This is a genomic window from Allokutzneria albata (assembly GCF_900103775.1).
Classification (GTDB): Bacteria; Actinomycetota; Actinomycetes; order Mycobacteriales; family Pseudonocardiaceae; genus Allokutzneria; species Allokutzneria albata.
In genome coordinates, this window is the sequence record NZ_LT629701.1 from 8169841 (window position 1) to 8183860 (window position 14020).

The 14020-nt window shown below is 70.9% G+C and carries 16 protein-coding genes; 6 read left to right on the forward strand and 10 right to left on the reverse strand.

All coding sequences use genetic code 11. The features are described 5' to 3' along the window. Positions 1–17 precede the first annotated feature (17 nt). Both BLT28_RS37510 and BLT28_RS37515 read right to left on the reverse strand, forming a co-directional pair. Complete coding sequence (locus BLT28_RS37510) at positions 18–647, reverse strand: response regulator (protein WP_030428426.1); 630 nt, start codon at positions 645–647, stop codon at positions 18–20. A gap of 85 nt (positions 648–732) precedes the next feature. Continuing rightward, on the reverse strand, positions 733–1020 hold the full coding sequence (locus BLT28_RS37515) for a hypothetical protein (RefSeq protein WP_156050693.1): 288 nt from the start codon (positions 1018–1020) through the stop codon (positions 733–735). A gap of 203 nt (positions 1021–1223) precedes the next feature. Between BLT28_RS37515 and BLT28_RS37520 the strand changes: the two genes are divergently transcribed. Continuing rightward, complete coding sequence (locus BLT28_RS37520) at positions 1224–2249, forward strand: sensor histidine kinase (RefSeq protein ID WP_030428424.1); 1026 nt, start codon at positions 1224–1226, stop codon at positions 2247–2249. A 33-nt stretch (positions 2250–2282) separates the two neighbouring features. Here BLT28_RS37520 and BLT28_RS37525 read toward each other — a convergent pair whose 3' ends face one another. Genes BLT28_RS37525 through BLT28_RS37535 form a run of 3 tightly spaced genes read right to left on the reverse strand, consistent with a single transcriptional unit; the run spans position 2283 to position 3729 of the window. Continuing rightward, positions 2283–2522 carry a glutaredoxin domain-containing protein gene (locus tag BLT28_RS37525; protein WP_030428423.1) on the reverse strand — a complete coding sequence of 80 codons (240 nt, stop codon included), beginning with the start codon at positions 2520–2522 and terminating at the stop codon, positions 2283–2285. Beyond that, complete coding sequence (locus tag BLT28_RS37530) at positions 2519–3151, reverse strand: anti-sigma factor family protein (RefSeq protein WP_162184815.1); 633 nt, start codon at positions 3149–3151, stop codon at positions 2519–2521. The genes BLT28_RS37525 and BLT28_RS37530 overlap by 4 nt, the downstream gene beginning before the upstream one ends. Positions 3152–3159: 8 nt before the next feature. Next, positions 3160–3729: a sigma-70 family RNA polymerase sigma factor gene (locus BLT28_RS37535; RefSeq protein ID WP_030428421.1), complete on the reverse strand. Its 570-nt coding sequence runs from the start codon at positions 3727–3729 to the stop codon at positions 3160–3162. 114 nt (positions 3730–3843) lie between these two features. Between BLT28_RS37535 and BLT28_RS37540 the strand changes: the two genes are divergently transcribed. Next, complete coding sequence (locus BLT28_RS37540) at positions 3844–4890, forward strand: LCP family protein (protein ID WP_081900151.1); 1047 nt, start codon at positions 3844–3846, stop codon at positions 4888–4890. A gap of 51 nt (positions 4891–4941) precedes the next feature. On the opposite strand, the gene BLT28_RS37545 is transcribed toward BLT28_RS37540, so the two are convergent. The 3 genes from BLT28_RS37545 to BLT28_RS37555 form a co-directional block, all read right to left on the reverse strand. Next, positions 4942–5211, reverse strand: coding sequence for a GlsB/YeaQ/YmgE family stress response membrane protein (locus BLT28_RS37545; RefSeq protein ID WP_030428419.1), 270 nt, complete (start codon positions 5209–5211; stop codon positions 4942–4944). An 86-nt stretch (positions 5212–5297) separates the two neighbouring features. Continuing rightward, positions 5298–5888, reverse strand: coding sequence for a TetR/AcrR family transcriptional regulator (locus BLT28_RS41565; protein WP_052407075.1), 591 nt, complete (start codon positions 5886–5888; stop codon positions 5298–5300). A gap of 44 nt (positions 5889–5932) precedes the next feature. After that, complete coding sequence (locus tag BLT28_RS37555; protein WP_030428417.1) at positions 5933–6295, reverse strand: VOC family protein; 363 nt, start codon at positions 6293–6295, stop codon at positions 5933–5935. A gap of 69 nt (positions 6296–6364) precedes the next feature. Between BLT28_RS37555 and BLT28_RS37560 the strand changes: the two genes are divergently transcribed. Further along, the gene (locus BLT28_RS37560; RefSeq protein ID WP_030428416.1) at positions 6365–7924 is read left to right on the forward strand and encodes a cation:proton antiporter; all 1560 of its coding nucleotides are present in this window, start codon (positions 6365–6367) and stop codon (positions 7922–7924) included. A 52-nt stretch (positions 7925–7976) separates the two neighbouring features. On the opposite strand, the gene BLT28_RS37565 is transcribed toward BLT28_RS37560, so the two are convergent. Then, positions 7977–9113 carry an NAD(P)/FAD-dependent oxidoreductase gene (locus tag BLT28_RS37565; RefSeq protein ID WP_030428415.1) on the reverse strand — a complete coding sequence of 379 codons (1137 nt, stop codon included), beginning with the start codon at positions 9111–9113 and terminating at the stop codon, positions 7977–7979. Continuing rightward, positions 9110–9424: a bifunctional 3-phenylpropionate/cinnamic acid dioxygenase ferredoxin subunit gene (locus tag BLT28_RS37570; RefSeq protein WP_030428414.1), complete on the reverse strand. Its 315-nt coding sequence runs from the start codon at positions 9422–9424 to the stop codon at positions 9110–9112. Before BLT28_RS37570 ends, BLT28_RS37565 begins: the two co-directional genes overlap by 4 nt. Positions 9425–9547: 123 nt before the next feature. Here BLT28_RS37570 and BLT28_RS37575 point away from each other — a divergent pair, with 123 nt between their 5' ends. The 3 genes from BLT28_RS37575 to BLT28_RS37585 all read left to right on the forward strand — a co-directional run bounded on the left by BLT28_RS37575 (position 9548) and on the right by BLT28_RS37585 (position 14013). Continuing rightward, positions 9548–10330, forward strand: coding sequence for an IclR family transcriptional regulator (locus BLT28_RS37575; protein WP_172806548.1), 783 nt, complete (start codon positions 9548–9550; stop codon positions 10328–10330). A 198-nt stretch (positions 10331–10528) separates the two neighbouring features. Then, positions 10529–11614 (forward strand): S-(hydroxymethyl)mycothiol dehydrogenase, encoded by a 1086-nt coding sequence (locus BLT28_RS37580; protein WP_030428412.1) that lies wholly within the window; start codon positions 10529–10531, stop codon positions 11612–11614. Next, positions 11614–14013, forward strand: a complete 2400-nt coding sequence (locus BLT28_RS37585) for a GcvT family protein (protein WP_030428411.1) — start codon at positions 11614–11616, stop codon at positions 14011–14013. Before BLT28_RS37580 ends, BLT28_RS37585 begins: the two co-directional genes overlap by 1 nt. The last annotated feature ends 7 nt before the right edge of the window (positions 14014–14020 follow it).

Genomic DNA, 14020 nt, shown 5'->3' on the forward strand with positions numbered 1-14020 from the left:
AGGGGTCCGGCTTCTGTTCACCCGCGCGAAACAAGGATGCCTTTCGCGAGAGCTGTCACCACGGCCGTCGTCCGGTCACGCACCCCGAGCTTTTCGAACGTGCGCAGCAGGTGCGTCTTCACGGTCGCCTCGCCGATGCCCAGCGCCGCGGCGACGTCCGGATTGGACAGTCCTTCGGCCACCAGCCCCAGCACTTCGCGTTCGCGCGCGGTCAACGACGGCGGCTTCGGCTCGCGCACACGCGTGACCAGCCGCGCGGCGATGGTCGGAGCCAGCACGGTCGCCCCGCGTGCGGCCGCGACGACGGCCTCGGCGAGCTGAGCGCGCGGGGTGTCCTTGAGGAGGTAGCCGGATGCTCCCGCCTCGATCGCCCGCAGGATGTCGCTGTCGCTGTCGTAGGTGGTCAGCACGAGCACCTTCGCCGAGCCCGCCCCGGTGATCTGCGCGGTCGCCGTCGCCCCGTCGGTCCGCGGCATCCGCAGGTCCATGAGCACCACGTCCGGCCGCAGCTCAGCCGCGAGGCGCACGGCATCCGCGCCGTCGGAGCACTCACCGACCACCTCGATGCCCGGGTCGACGGAGAGCATGTCGCGCAGCCCGGCCCGGACCACGGGGCGATAGTCGGCCAGCACGACCCGCACGCTCATGCGGCACCCCCGATCGGCAGGTCGACCAGCAACGACGCGCCGCCACCCCGGGGCGCGGCCACCTGCATCGTGCCACCGGCCTGGGTCACCCGCGCGCGCATCCCGGCGAGGCCGAACCCGTCCCGCGCGGAAGCGTCGAGGATCGCGAGCGTGAGCGGAACGGCCCCGGCGAGGTAGGCGTAGCCGAGCCCGCCGGGCCGGTGCCGATCATCTCCGCGCCGGTCGTCGCGTCCCGGATACCGAGGACGACCAGCAGGACGATCGCGTCGATCGGGTTGGCGGGCAGGGACGGGAACGCCGCGGTCACCGTGAGCAGGCCGATGAGGGTGAAGCCCAGGTGCCAGCCACCGGCCGTGTCGTTTCGGGAACTCACCACTGGACCGTGGCAGAGCGGCCCGGGGCCAGTCCATCGACCTGCTCGCGTACCCACGGGGTCCACCGACCGGTGGACGCGGAAGGGGTCAATGACTCAAAGACCACAGTGGACATTGGTTCCGCACCGTCGCCTTCGCGGAGGCACCGGGATTGCGTAGGCTCGCCCGGGACCGGACGCGCCTGCTGACGAACTGGTGACCTGTGGACGAGATCCTGGCCCACCTCGCGCACATCGCGCCGTACGCGGTGGGGTTGTCGCTGCCGGTGTTCCTGCTCGGCGGGTGGCTGCTGCACGCGCTGCGCCACCGCTCGCTGACCACCTCGATGACGGTGCTCATCCTGATCCCGCTGGTGGCCACCTTCGCGGGGGCGGTGGGCATCAGCGGCTTCATGTTCACCCCGACCCTGACGATCACGCTGCTGGTCTGCCTGCTCGTCGCCGCGGTGACCGTGCCGGTGGCGATCCTGTTCGGCCGGGGCATCGCCAAGCGCACGGTGTGGGAACGCGAGGCCCGCGCCCGCGAGCGCGCCGCCGAGGCGTCCCGGCGCGAGCTGGTCGCGTGGATCAGCCACGACCTGCGCACCCCGCTCGCCGGGATCCGCGCGATGGCCGAAGCGCTCTCCGACGGTGTTGTGGCCGCGCCCGCCGAGGTCCGCGACTACGGCTGCCGGATCGGCACCGAGGCGGTGCGGCTCAACGCGATGGTGGAGGACCTGTTCGAGCTGTCCAAGATCACCGCAGGAGCGCTGAAGCTGACCATGGCGCCGCTCGCGCTCCGCGAGGTGATCGAGGAGGCGGTCAGCGCGTCACGCCCCGCCGCCGAGCACAAGGGCGTGCGCCTGGTGGCGGAGCCGGGCGCGTCGCCGGTGGTCGACGGCAGCGCTCCGGAGCTGTCGCGGGTGCTGCGGAACCTGCTGGCCAACGCGATCCGGCACACACCGCCCTCCGGTGCGGTGGTGGTGCGCGCCGGGCAGGACGAGCGCGAGGCGTGGCTGTCGGTGGACGACGCCTGCGGTGGCATTCCCGATGCCGAGCTGCCTCGCGTCTTCGAAGTGGCTTTCCGGGGCACCACCGCCCGCACTCCCGAGCACGGCCACCAACCGGCCGGTGCGGGCCTGGGCCTGGCGATCGCTCGCGGTCTGGTCGAGGCGCACAAGGGGCGCATCACCGCGCGCAACCACGGCCCAGGCTGTCGCTTCGAACTCCGCCTCCCGCTCGCCCGGTAGCCCCAGCAGTGTCCACTGTGGACACTGCTGGGGCTACGAGTTCGCCGCGGCCAGCACCTCGGCGACGGACGGGTTGACCAAGGACTTGTCGCCGACGAACACCGTGGGCACGACCTCGTTGCCGTTGGCCACCGCGCGCACGCGGGCCGCCGCCTCCGGGTCCTCCCAGATGTTGACCTCCTTGACGGTCAGGTCGGTCCTGGCGAGGCCCGAACGCAGCGCCGAGCAGAAACCGCAGCCGGGCCGCCAGTAGAACTCCACGATCGCACTCATGGCTCCAGTATGACGAGGTCCCTGCCGTCGGAGGTGCGCACCACGTACCGCGTGATGTCGCCGAGCTTGAGCGCGGCCATCCCGCTGGCCACCAACGGTTTCGGTTGACTGGGCACGCCGTAGCCGTACGGCGGCACCGTCCAGTCCATCATCGCGCGGGTCTCGCCGGACTTGGTGACCGCGTACAGCCCGCAGGTCAGCGGACCCGTGACCCCGCCGAGCTCCAGGCGGACGCCGGTGCCCCACGGCACGCCGTCGACCTCGAGGTTGGCCCAGACCTCGCCCTGGCGCGCGCTCAACTCCCTGCTCGTCGTCCAGGGCGCCCAGGGGTCGGAGCTGAGCACGTTCCACGTCACCAGCGGCCCGGCCACGATCAGCACGACCGCGGCCGCCGCGGCGACCAGCCAGGTCCGCTTCCGCTTGCGCCGTTCGCGGGCGACCCGGTCCAGCAGGCCGGTGAGCACGGTGTCCTCCGGCGCGGGCAGCTGGTCGAGCAGGTCCGGCAGGCCGGCGAAGGACTTCAGCTCCCGCTGGCAGTCGGCGCAGTCCATCAGGTGCGCCTCGAACGCCTCGGACTCCTGCTCGGAGAGCGCGCCGAGGACGTAGGCGCCCAGGTCCGTGTGTTCCACCAGCGGCCTCATTGGGTGACTCCTCGATCGTCGAGGGCTCGACGGAGCGCGCGCAGGGCGTAGTAGACCCGCGACTTCACCGTCCCCGCCGGGATTCCCAACAGCTCCGCCGCCTCGTTGACGCTGCGGCCCTGCAGGTGGGTGTGCACGAGCACGTCCCGGTGCTCCTGGCTGAGCGTGGTCATGGCCTCCTCGACGACCATCGCGGTCAGCGACGCGTCGGTCCGGTCCGGCACCTGGACCCGCTCCAGCGGTGCGGGATCGACCTCCTGCGGCCGGGCGCCGCGGCTGCGCCGCGCGTCGATCACGATGCGCCGCGCGACCGTGAACAACCAAGCCCGCACCAGGTCGGGATCGCGTTCCAGCCGTTCCGCGTGCCGCCACGCCCGGACCAGGGTCTCCTGCACCACGTCCTCGGCCCAGTGCCGGTCGCCACCGGTCAACCGCAGGACGTGACCGAGCAACGGCCCGCCGTAGCGCTGGTAGAGGGTGGTGACCAGCTCGGTGTCGGCGGCGGGCGGCACGGTGTGACGGCCGGACCGTGCCCGGCCTGCTCGGGTGAACCGGCTCAGCGCCATTCGGACATCTTGGCCGTTGTGCCCCGGAAGGTCTAACCCCGCCGTGGCGTTTTCCTGAACCCGCTGCGCCCGCGTGGATCTGCGTATCGTTGGCCGCGTGCGAATGGACGGAACATGAACGCCCCGTACGGTCGCCCTGCCCACAACCAGGGCGGCTACCACGACGATCGGAGGCACGCCCCGATGCAGCGCCCTCGTCGTCGGAAGGTGCGGGTCGGCCGGATCGTGCTGGTCGTGCTGCTGGTGCTCGCGGTGGCTTTCGTGGGCACGTGGATCTACGTGGACTCCTCGCTCAACCGGACCGACGCGTTGCCCGAGTACTCCGGGCGGCCGTCGGACACACCGGGGACCACGTGGCTGATCGTCGGCTCCGACAGCCGTGAAGGGCTGTCCGAGGAGGACCGGGAGGAATTGGCCACCGGTGGTGCGGCGGGCAAGCGCACCGACACGATGATGCTGGTGCACCTGCCGTCCAGCAGCGCGAAGCCGACCCTGGTCAGCCTGCCCCGCGACTCCTACGTCCAGATCCCGGGCAAGCGCAAGCAGAAGCTCAACGCCGCGTTCGCCATGGGCGGGCCGCAGCTGCTCGTGCGCACGATCGAGCAGGAGACCGGGCTGCGCATCGACCGCTACGCCGAGATCGGCTTCGGCGGGTTCGTCGGCATCGTGGACTCCCTCGGCGGCGTGGACATGTGCATCGACAAGGCGATGAAGGACCCGAAGGCCGGCTTGGACCTGCAGCCGGGCTGCCAGGAGCTGGACGGCGCGCAGGCGCTGGGCTACGTCCGCACCAGGGCCTCCGCCCGGGCCGACCTCGACCGCGTCGAGCGGCAGCGCGCGTTCATGTCCGCGGTGATGGACAAGGCCACCGGCCTGGGCACGATCCTCAACCCGTTCCGGGTGTTCCCGCTGCTCAGCGACGTGCCGGCGGCGATGATCGTGAACAACGACGACCACCTGCACAACCTGGCCGGGCTGGCGTGGGGGCTGCGCGGTGCGGGCACCGGCGCCGTGGTGACCACGACCGTGCCGATCGCCCGCACCGGCAACGTCTCCGGCGTCGGTTCCACCGTCCAGTGGGACAAGACCAAGGCGGGCCAGCTCTTCGACGCGCTCAAGCGCGACGTGGACGTGCCGTCCTCGGTGATCGTCACCGGCTGACCCGCGAAAAAGGGGCCCCGGGTCGTCCGGGGCCCCTTGTGCCGTGCCGGGTCAGGCGGGCTGGCGGTTCTTGGAACCCGCGACGGCGATCACGCCGACCGCGGCGATGCAGACCTGCAGCGCCAGCTCGGCCAGGAACGGCAGGGTGAAGAAGAACCAGCCGAAGACGGTCGCGATCGCGGTGCCGAGCAGCGCGGCGACGACGCCGACGCCGACGGTGGCCAGCGCCGAGACCTTCTGCTCGCCCGGAACGATCAGACGGCCGAGCGCTCCGATGATCGCGCCGACCAGGATGGCACTGAAGAACCCGGTGATGGCCACGTGTGTGTCCTCTCCTCTCCGCCGCAACCGGCGGGGCTTGCTGATGACACAACTGTGCCCGTGCGCGTGCTCGCGCGGATCGGGTCTCAGCCCTGAACTTGCGACCCCGGTTCCCCTAGGGGCGAGATGCCGCCGCGCAGGGTGAGCATGACCGCGCGCACGGCTTCGGCCCGCGCCAGGGTGCCGTCCAGCACGGCCACCCACGCCGCGTTGACCAGCGCGTCCGTCGTCTGGAGCAGCCATTCCACCGGCAGGTCGGAGCGCAGGTCGCCCTCGTCCTGGCCGCGCCGCAGCAGGTCGACGAAGGGGGCCAGCGCGGTGCTGTCGCTGCTGGCCAGCTTGGTGTCGCTGTCCAGCTCGTGCTCGTGCAGCAGGAAGTAGTAGCGCTCGCCCATCGCCACGAAGTCGTAGACGACCCGCTCGATCGCGCTCCACGCCGATCCGCGCCCCAGGTCGGCACGGGCCAGCACCTCACCGGTCTCGCGCACCACCTCGTAGGCCAGCCCGCGCACCAGTGCGGCGCGGTCGGGGAAGTAGCGGTGCAGCGTGGTGCGCCCGACCCCCGCCTCCCGCGCGACCGCCGACAGCGACGCCGCGCGGTCCTTGGCGAACACCTGGGCGGCCGCGGTGAGGATGGCCCGGCGGGTGCGCGCGCGGACGCCCGTCTCCTCGGTCACGGCCAGCACCTTACCGACCGCGTCGAACCGTCCTAAGTGGATGGTCAGGCGGGCAGGTAGGTGCCGAAGGACCAGAGGTTGCCCTCCAGGTCGCGGGCGGTGTACTCGCGCGATCCGTGCTCGGTGTCGCCCAGTTCGCGCACCACCCTGGCCCCGGCCGCCACCGCGCTCGCGAAGTGCGCGTCCGGGTTGGCCACGGTGAGGTACAGCCAGCCCGCGCCGGTGCCCTGGTCGGAGGTGCCGATCATGATGATGTTGTCGGCCCAGCCCAGCTCCGCGTGCCGCACCACCCCGTCGGCGTCGGCGTAGACGGCGCGCTCGGTCAGCCCGAACGTGCTGACCAGCCACGGGATCGCGGCGGCCGCGTCGCGGTAGCGCAGGCTGGGGAAGACTGACTGGGTCGTCATGCCCTGCTGTCTACCCGCCACCACCGACACTCGCGAGCGGAACCCCGCGCGCGGGGTTACGGTCCGGCCGTGGCGGAACTCATGGTGATCATCGGGCTGATGCTGGCGACCGTGCTGCTCGTCGGCGTCGGTGAGCGCGTCCGGCTGCCGTACCCGGTCCTGGTGACCCTCCTGGGCATCGCGGTCGCCCTGGTGCCGGGCCTGCCGGTGCTCGTGGTCCCGCCCGAGCTGATCCTGCCGTTGTTCCTGCCGCCGCTGCTCTACGCGACGGCGCAGCGGACCTCGTGGTCGATGTTCAAGGTCCGCTGGCGCAGCATCCTGTTGCTGGCCCTGGTGTTGGTGCTGATCACGGTGGCCGCGGTCGCGGTCACCGCGTGGCTGCTGGTGCCCGGCATCACGATCGCCGCGGCGGTCGCGCTCGGAGCGCTCACGGCTCCGCCGGACCCGGTTGCGGCGGAGGCCGTCGCGGGGCCGCTGCACATGCCGCGCCGTCTCGTCGCGGTGTTGCAGAGCGAGGGTCTGTTCAACGACGCCGTGGCCCTGGTGGTCTACCAGCTCGCGGTCGCTGCGGCGATCACCGGCGCGTACTCCCCGTGGAGCGGGCTCCTGCGCTTCGCGTACTCCGCGCCCGCCGCAGTGGTGCTCGGCCTGGCCCTGGGGTGGTTGGCGCGGTGGACCCTCGCCCGCATCGGCGAGCCGACCGCGCGCAGCGGCCTGACGCTGGTGATCCCGTTCGCGGCGTACCTGGTCGCGGAGGGCCTGCACGCTTCCGGGGTGCTCGCCGTGGTCACGGTGGCGCTCTACATCGGGCACACGGTCGACGAGTCCGACGTGCACGGGCGGCTCAGCGGCGGCGCGTTCTGGGAGGTCGTCGAGCTCCTGGTGACCGGCGTGGCGTTCGGGCTGATCGGCTTGGAGCTGCGCGAAGTCCTCGCCGCGAACGAAGGGCGGCTGTTGGAGATCGGGGGCCGCGCTGCGCTGGTGTGCCTCGTGGTGATCGTGGTGCGGACCGTCTGGCTCGGCATGGGCGCGTGGCTCATCGGCCGCTCCGGCGATCCCGAGCGCGCTCCGCGCAACTGGCGCGAAGGGCTCGTGCTGTCGTGGTGCGGAATGCGCGGGCTCGCCACGCTCGCACTGGCGCTGGCGATCCCGCCGGAGTTCCCCGCCCGCGCCGAGCTGCTGCTCATCGCGTTCGCGGTGATCGTCGTGACCATGGTGCTGCCCGGCCTGACGTTGCCCGTGGTCGTGAAAGCGCTTGGCGTGCAAGCCGAATCCGATGCCGAGCAGGCCGCCGACGAGGCGTTGGCGAAGCGCGCGTACAAGGCGGGGCTGCGGCGGCTGAAGGAGCTCGACGCCGTCCGCGACCTGCCAGAGGACATGGTGGAGAAGATCCAGGCCAAGCAGAAGGGACTCCTCACGGCGCTGTACGCGGACAAGGAACCGCAGAACTACGAGGAGGAGCAGGCGCTGCGCATCCGCACCGTGCAGCTCTTCCGCGAGATCCAGACCGAGGTGCTGGCCGCCGCCCGGCGCGAGATCCTCGCCGCGCGCACCGAACCCGGAGCCGATCCGCAGGCCGTCGACCGCGTCCTCCGCCGCCTGGACCTCCGCAGCGCCCAACTCCACTGACCGCCGTTACGCACCGAATGAGTCATTCGGTGCGTTCAAGTACCTCAATGACTCATTCAGTGCGTAAACCGCGGCGAAGGCGGTTGAAGAGTTTGGGGGTGTTGAAGGCGAGCACGCCGACGTCGACGGTTTCGCGGCGCCACACGGCCACGAACGCGCGCTCCTCGACACTGCCGTCGACGACCTCGACCTTGTCGGAGGGCAGCACGCGTCCGGCGAACTGGATGCGCACGCCGTACTGGTCGGACCAGAAGTACGGCACGTCGGCGCACGACTCCACGAGCGCCCCGGCGAGCAGGTTCCGCACGGCCACCCTGGGTTGCTGAGTGGCGTTGGTCCAGTGCTCCACGCGGTGCCCGCCGACGTGCGCGACATCGCCGACGGCAACCACGCCGGAAAGGCTGGTGCGACAACCGGAATCGCAGGCGACGCCGTTCGCCAGCGAGATGCCCGACCCTTCCAACCAGGTCGTTGTCGGCACCACCCCGACTCCGACGACGACCACGTCCGCTGTGATGGAACTCCCGTCGGTCAGCAGCACCTCGCGCACCCGGTGATCACCGCTGAGCCCGACGACACCGGTGCCGCACAGCAGCCGGACACCGTGGTCGCCGTGCAGCGCCGCGCATGCGGACGCCATCTCCTCGCCCAAGCCCGCCAACGGTTTCGGCGCGGCTTCGAGGACCGTGACGTCGAGGCCGCGAGCCGCGCACGTCGAAGCCACCTCGGCGCCGACGAAGCCCGCTCCGACGACCACGACCCGCTCCGCGCGGTCCAGGTCGGCGCGCAGGGCCAACGCGTCCTCGATCGTCCGGAGGGTGTGCACGCCGCTGAGATCTCCTTGCCCGGCAAGGGTTCTCGGTCGTGCTCCGGTGGCGATCACCACCCCGTCGGTGCGGACGGCTCCGTTGTCGAGCATCACCTCGCCCGCGGAGTGGTCGAGCCCGATGGCGTGCACCCCGAGCATCCACTCCGCCTCCAGCGAAGCCCGCTCGGTGGCGTCGGTGAGCGCGAGGTCGGCCTCCTCGGCGCGGCCGAGCAGGAAGTCCTTGGACAGCGGCGGCCGGTCGTAGGGCTGGTGCGGCTCCTCGCCCACGATGACCAGGCGGCCGTCGAAACCCTGGGCGCGCAGCTGCCTGGCGGCGGTCAGCCCGGCCAGGGACGCGCCCACCACTGTGATCGTCTTCAAGCCACGTCCTGGGCGGCTTGGTGCAACCAGATGACACCGTCGGCAACACTCACTTGGTGGGTTCGCACCGGCTTCTTCGCCGGTAGACAGGTGGGCAGTCCGGTGCGCAGGTCGAAGGAGGCGGCGTGCAGCGGGCACTCCACGAGGCAACCGTCCAGCCAGCCCTCCGACAGCGACGCGTCCTGGTGCGAGCAGGTGTCGTCGATCGCGTAGATCACCCCGTCCGCGTTGAACACCGCGACGGGCACTGCGGCGGCGACGCGGATCGACTCGCCGGGCGGCAGCTCGGACAGCTCACAGACGCGCAACATCGGCACTCCTTGTTGCGGATGATGAGATCTGGTGTGCTCTGCGCAACAGAGTGCGGCCGGAGTCGACAGGCCGTCAAGAGACCCGTCTGGAGCAGTGCGGTCACGCATGGCTACGGTGGGCGCATGGTCAACGGATCGGGGACGGGCCGCAGCGGCGCGAACTCTGTGCAGTCCGTGGACCGGGCGATCAGCGTGCTGGAGATCCTGGCCAAGCACGGTGAGGCCGGGGTGACCGAGGTCGCCACCGAGCTGGGCGTGCACAAGTCGACCGCGTTCCGCCTGCTCGGCGTGCTGGAACACCGCGGGCTGGTGGAGCAGGCCGGTGACCGCGGCAAGTACCGCCTCGGGGTCGGCATCGTCCGGCTGGCCGGGGCGACCGCGTCCCGGCTGGACCTGTCCCAGGAGACCCGGCCGGTCTGCGAGCAGCTGGCGGCGCTGCTCGGGGAGACCGTGAACGTCGCCATCGCCGATCACGACGCCGCCGTCAACGTCGCGCAGGTCCGCGGTTCGGCCGCGGTGACCAGCCACAACTGGGTCGGCAGGCGCACCCCGCTGCACGCGACCTCCAGCGGCAAGATCCTGCTGGCCTTCCTGCCGCCGGAGCAGTTGCGCGTCGCCCTGTCGCGCCCGCTCGCCCGCTTCACCGACAACACCGTGACCTCGACGAAGTCGCTGCGCGAGCAGCTGGTGCGGATCCGCGCCTCCGGCTGCGCCTTCTCGATCGAGGAACTGGAGATCGGCCTGAACGCGGCCGCGGCCCCGGTCCGCTCCTACGACGGAACCGTGGTCGGCGCGATCAGCGTGTCCGGTCCGTCCTACCGGTTGACCGAGCAGCGGTTGCGCGAGATCACCGCGCAGGTGGTCGAGGCGGGTATCGAGGCATCCCGCCGAATGGGCTTCAACTGACGCTGCTCCAAGCGCATTAAGGCGCACGGACGGGGCTTGACACTGCCCTCGGCACGCCCCCATGGTGTCTCCAATTCCACAACACCGTGCGCAATGCGCAACAACCCCTTCCTTTCCTCCAGTTCGCGCGCGCGTGCGCGCGTTCCCCACCTCGCACGTGCTCCATACCTCGAAATCCGCACGGAACGGAGAGAGCCAGTGCCGCAGGAGGTCCGCGCCGTCGTGGCGCACAAGCGCAAGGCGCCGGTCGAGGTCGAGACGATCATCGTTCCCGACCCGGGCCCGGACGAGGCGGTGGTGCGGGTGCAGGCCTGCGGGGTCTGCCACACCGACCTGCACTACCGGGAGGGCGGGATCAACGACGAGTTCCCGTTCCTGCTCGGGCACGAGGCAGCCGGGCTGGTGGAGGCGGTCGGCCCCGGCGTCACCGACCTGGAGCCGGGCGACCACGTGGTGATCGCCTGGCGGGCGCCGTGCGGCGGCTGCCGGTCCTGCCGGCGCGGGCGGCCCTGGTACTGCTTCGACAGCCGCAACGCGACGCGGCCGATGACACTGGTCGACGGCACGCCGCTGAGCCCGGCACTGGGCATCGGCGCCTTCGCCGAGAAGACACTGGTCCACAGTGGACAGTGTGTCAGGGTGGACCCGGCCGCGCGGCCGGAGGTGGCGGGGCTGATCGGCTGCGGGGTGATGGCCGGGTTCGGGGCGGCGGTCAACACGGGCGCGGTGAGCCGGGCCGACACGGTCGCGGTGATCGGCTGCGGCGGGGTGGGCAACGCCGCCGTCGCCGGGGCGGCTGTGGCCGGTGCGAGGCTGATCGCGGCGGTGGACGTCGACGACGCGAAGCTCGACGCCGCAACGCGTTTCGGGGCCACGCACACGGTCAACTCGCGTGAGACGGATCCGGTCGAGGCGGTTCGCGGGCTGACCGGCGGTCACGGCGCGGACGTGGTGATCGAGGCCGTGGGCATCGCCGAGACCTACCGGCAGGCGTTCTACATGCGCGACCACGCGGGCACGGTCGTCCAGGTCGGCGTGCCGACACCGGAGCTGAAGATCGAACTGCCGCTGATCGACCTGTTCTCCCGTGGTGGCGCGCTCAAGTCCAGCTGGTACGGGGACTGCCTGCCCAGCAGGGACTTCCCGCTGCTGATCGACCTCTACCTGAGCGGCAGGCTCGACCTGGACGGGTTCGTCACCGAGACGATCGGGCTGGACGAGGTGGAGCACGCGTTCGAGCGGATGCACTCCGGCCGGGTCCTGCGTTCGGTGGTGGTCTTCTGATGCCCGCCAAGGTGATCATCATCGGCGCGGGGATCGTCGGGTGCTCGCTCGCCGACGAGCTGACCGAGCGCGGCTGGACCGACGTGACCGTGCTCGACCAGGGGCCGCTGTTCGCGACCGGCGGCTCCAGCTCGCACGCGCCCGGCCTGGTGTTCCAGACCAACCCCTCCAAGACCATGACGACCTTCGCCGCCTACACGGTGCGGAAGTTGTCAGCGCTCGACGGCGCCTTCAACCAGGTCGGCGGCCTTGAGGTGGCGACGACGCCGGAGCGGTTGGCGGAGCTGGAACGGCGGTGCGGGTTCGCCGGTGCCTGGGGTGTGCGCGGCGAGCTGCTGACGCCGCGCGAGTGCCGGGAGCTGTGGCCGTTGCTGGACGAGGACCTGGTGCTCGGTGGCTTCCACACGCCGGATGACGGCCTGGCGAAGGCCGTGCGGGCCGGAGAAGCCCAGGCGCTGCGGGCGGTCGCGCGCGGAGCGGTGTTCCGCGGCCACCAACCGGTCGTCGGGATCCTGCAGGAGAACGGCCGAGTCGTCGGTGTTCGCACCGAGTACGACACGTTCGCCGCGGACGTCGTGGTGTCGGCGGCCGGGTTCTGGGGTCGGCGCATCGGCGAGATGGTCGGAATGAGCGTGCCGCTGGTTCCCCTTGCCCACCAGTACGTTCGTACGACGCAACTGTCCGAGTTGGACAATTCTCGGGTGGCAGGTCGGCCGATCCTGCGGCACCAGGACCGCGACCTGTACTTCCGCGAGCACTACGACCGCCTGGGCATCGGTTCCTACGCGCACCGACCGATGCCGGTCGACCTCGACAGCCTTCGCGACGACGGTCCGATGCCGTCGGTGCTGGAGTTCACCGAAGCCGACTTCGCCGGGCCCTGGCAGGACTGCCGGAGCCTGCTGCCCGCGCTGGGCGACGCGAAGGTGGACGAGGGGTTCAACGGGATCTTCTCGTTCACCCCGGACGGGTTTCCGCTGCTCGGCGAGTCCCGCGAGGTGAAGGGCTTCTGGCTGGCCGAAGCAGTGTGGGTCACGCACTCCGCCGGAGTGGCGAAGGCGGTGGCGGAGTGGATCGTCGACGGGCAGTCCACTGTGGAGCTGCACGAGTGCGATGTGCACCGCTTCGAGGACGTCCAACTCGCGCCGGACTACATCGCCGAGCGCGGGTGCCAGAACTTCGTCGAGGTCTACGACATCCTGCATCCGCTGCAGCCCATGGAATCGCCTCGTCCGTTGCGGGTGAGCCCGTTCTACCAACGGCACCGGGAGCTGGGCGCGGTCTTCCTGGAAGCGGCAGGATGGGAACGCCCGCACTGGTTCGAGTCGAACGCGCACCTCGTCGAAGACCTGGCCGTTCCCGAGCGGGACGCGTGGTCGGCGCGCTACTGGTCGCCGATCGCCGCCGCCGAGGCGAAGCACACCAGGGAGAAGGTCGCGCTGTACGACATGACCTCCTTGAAGCGCCTCGAAGTCGCAGGCCCTGGCGCGCTGGACTTCCTCCAGCGCATGACCACCAACAACCTCGCCAAGAAGCCGGGCGCGGTCACCTACACGTTGCTGCTCGACCACGCCGGCGGAGTGCGCAGCGATCTCACCGTCGCCCGGCTCGCTGTCGATCGGTTCCAGGTGGGCGCCAACGGGAACCTCGACCTCGACTGGCTGGCCCGCCACCTGCCTTCGGACGGTTCCGTGCAGATCAGGGACATCACCGCCGGGACGTGCTGCATCGGTGTGTGGGGACCGTCGGCCCGCGATCTCGTCCAACCGTTGACGCGGGAGGACTTCTCGCACAAGGGGTTCGGCTACTTCAAGGCACAGCGCGCGTACCTCGCGAACATCCCCGTGACCGCGATGCGACTGTCCTACGTGGGCGAACTGGGCTGGGAGCTGTACACCACCGCCGACCTCGGGCAGCGCCTGTGGGACGTGCTGTGGGAAGCCGGTCAGGAGCACGGCGTGATCGCGGCCGGGCGCAGCGCCTTCAACAGCCTGCGGCTCGAAAAGGGCTACCGCGCCTGGGGAACGGACATGACGCCGGAGCACGATCCGTACGAAGCGGGCCTCGGCTTCGCGGTGAGGATGGACGCCGGGCACTTCCTGGGCAAGGAGGCGCTGCGCGACGACCCCGAGCGGCGGTTGACGTGCTTGACGCTGGACGACCGCAAGCACGTGGTCATGGGCAAGGAACCCGTGTACCGCAACGGAGATGTCGTCGGCTATGTGACCAGCGCGGCTTACGGCTACACGATCGACAAGCCGATCGCGTACGCCTGGCTTCCCGTGGCGCTGGCCGAGCCCGGCACGCGCGTGGAGATCGGGTACTTCGGTAGCCGGTACCCGGCGACCGTGGCGGCCGAGCCCCTGTTCGATCCGGAGATGTCCCGCATTCGTCGCTGACTCGTCG

Excerpts from the sequence above, each read along its gene's own strand:
- BLT28_RS37540 (WP_081900151.1), top strand. The coding sequence starts at position 3,844 with ATGAACGCCCCGTACGGTCGCCCTGCCCACAACCAGGGCGGCTACCAC.
- BLT28_RS37555 (WP_030428417.1), bottom strand. The coding sequence starts at position 6,295 with ATGACGACCCAGTCAGTCTTCCCCAGCCTGCGCTACCGCGACGCGGCC.
- BLT28_RS37570 (WP_030428414.1), bottom strand. The coding sequence starts at position 9,424 with ATGTTGCGCGTCTGTGAGCTGTCCGAGCTGCCGCCCGGCGAGTCGATC.
- BLT28_RS37535 (WP_030428421.1), bottom strand. The coding sequence starts at position 3,729 with ATGGCGCTGAGCCGGTTCACCCGAGCAGGCCGGGCACGGTCCGGCCGT.
- BLT28_RS37585 (WP_030428411.1), top strand. The coding sequence starts at position 11,614 with ATGCCCGCCAAGGTGATCATCATCGGCGCGGGGATCGTCGGGTGCTCG.
- BLT28_RS37525 (WP_030428423.1), bottom strand. The coding sequence starts at position 2,522 with ATGAGTGCGATCGTGGAGTTCTACTGGCGGCCCGGCTGCGGTTTCTGC.
- BLT28_RS37510 (WP_030428426.1), bottom strand. The coding sequence starts at position 647 with ATGAGCGTGCGGGTCGTGCTGGCCGACTATCGCCCCGTGGTCCGGGCC.
- BLT28_RS37575 (WP_172806548.1), top strand. The coding sequence starts at position 9,548 with ATGGTCAACGGATCGGGGACGGGCCGCAGCGGCGCGAACTCTGTGCAG.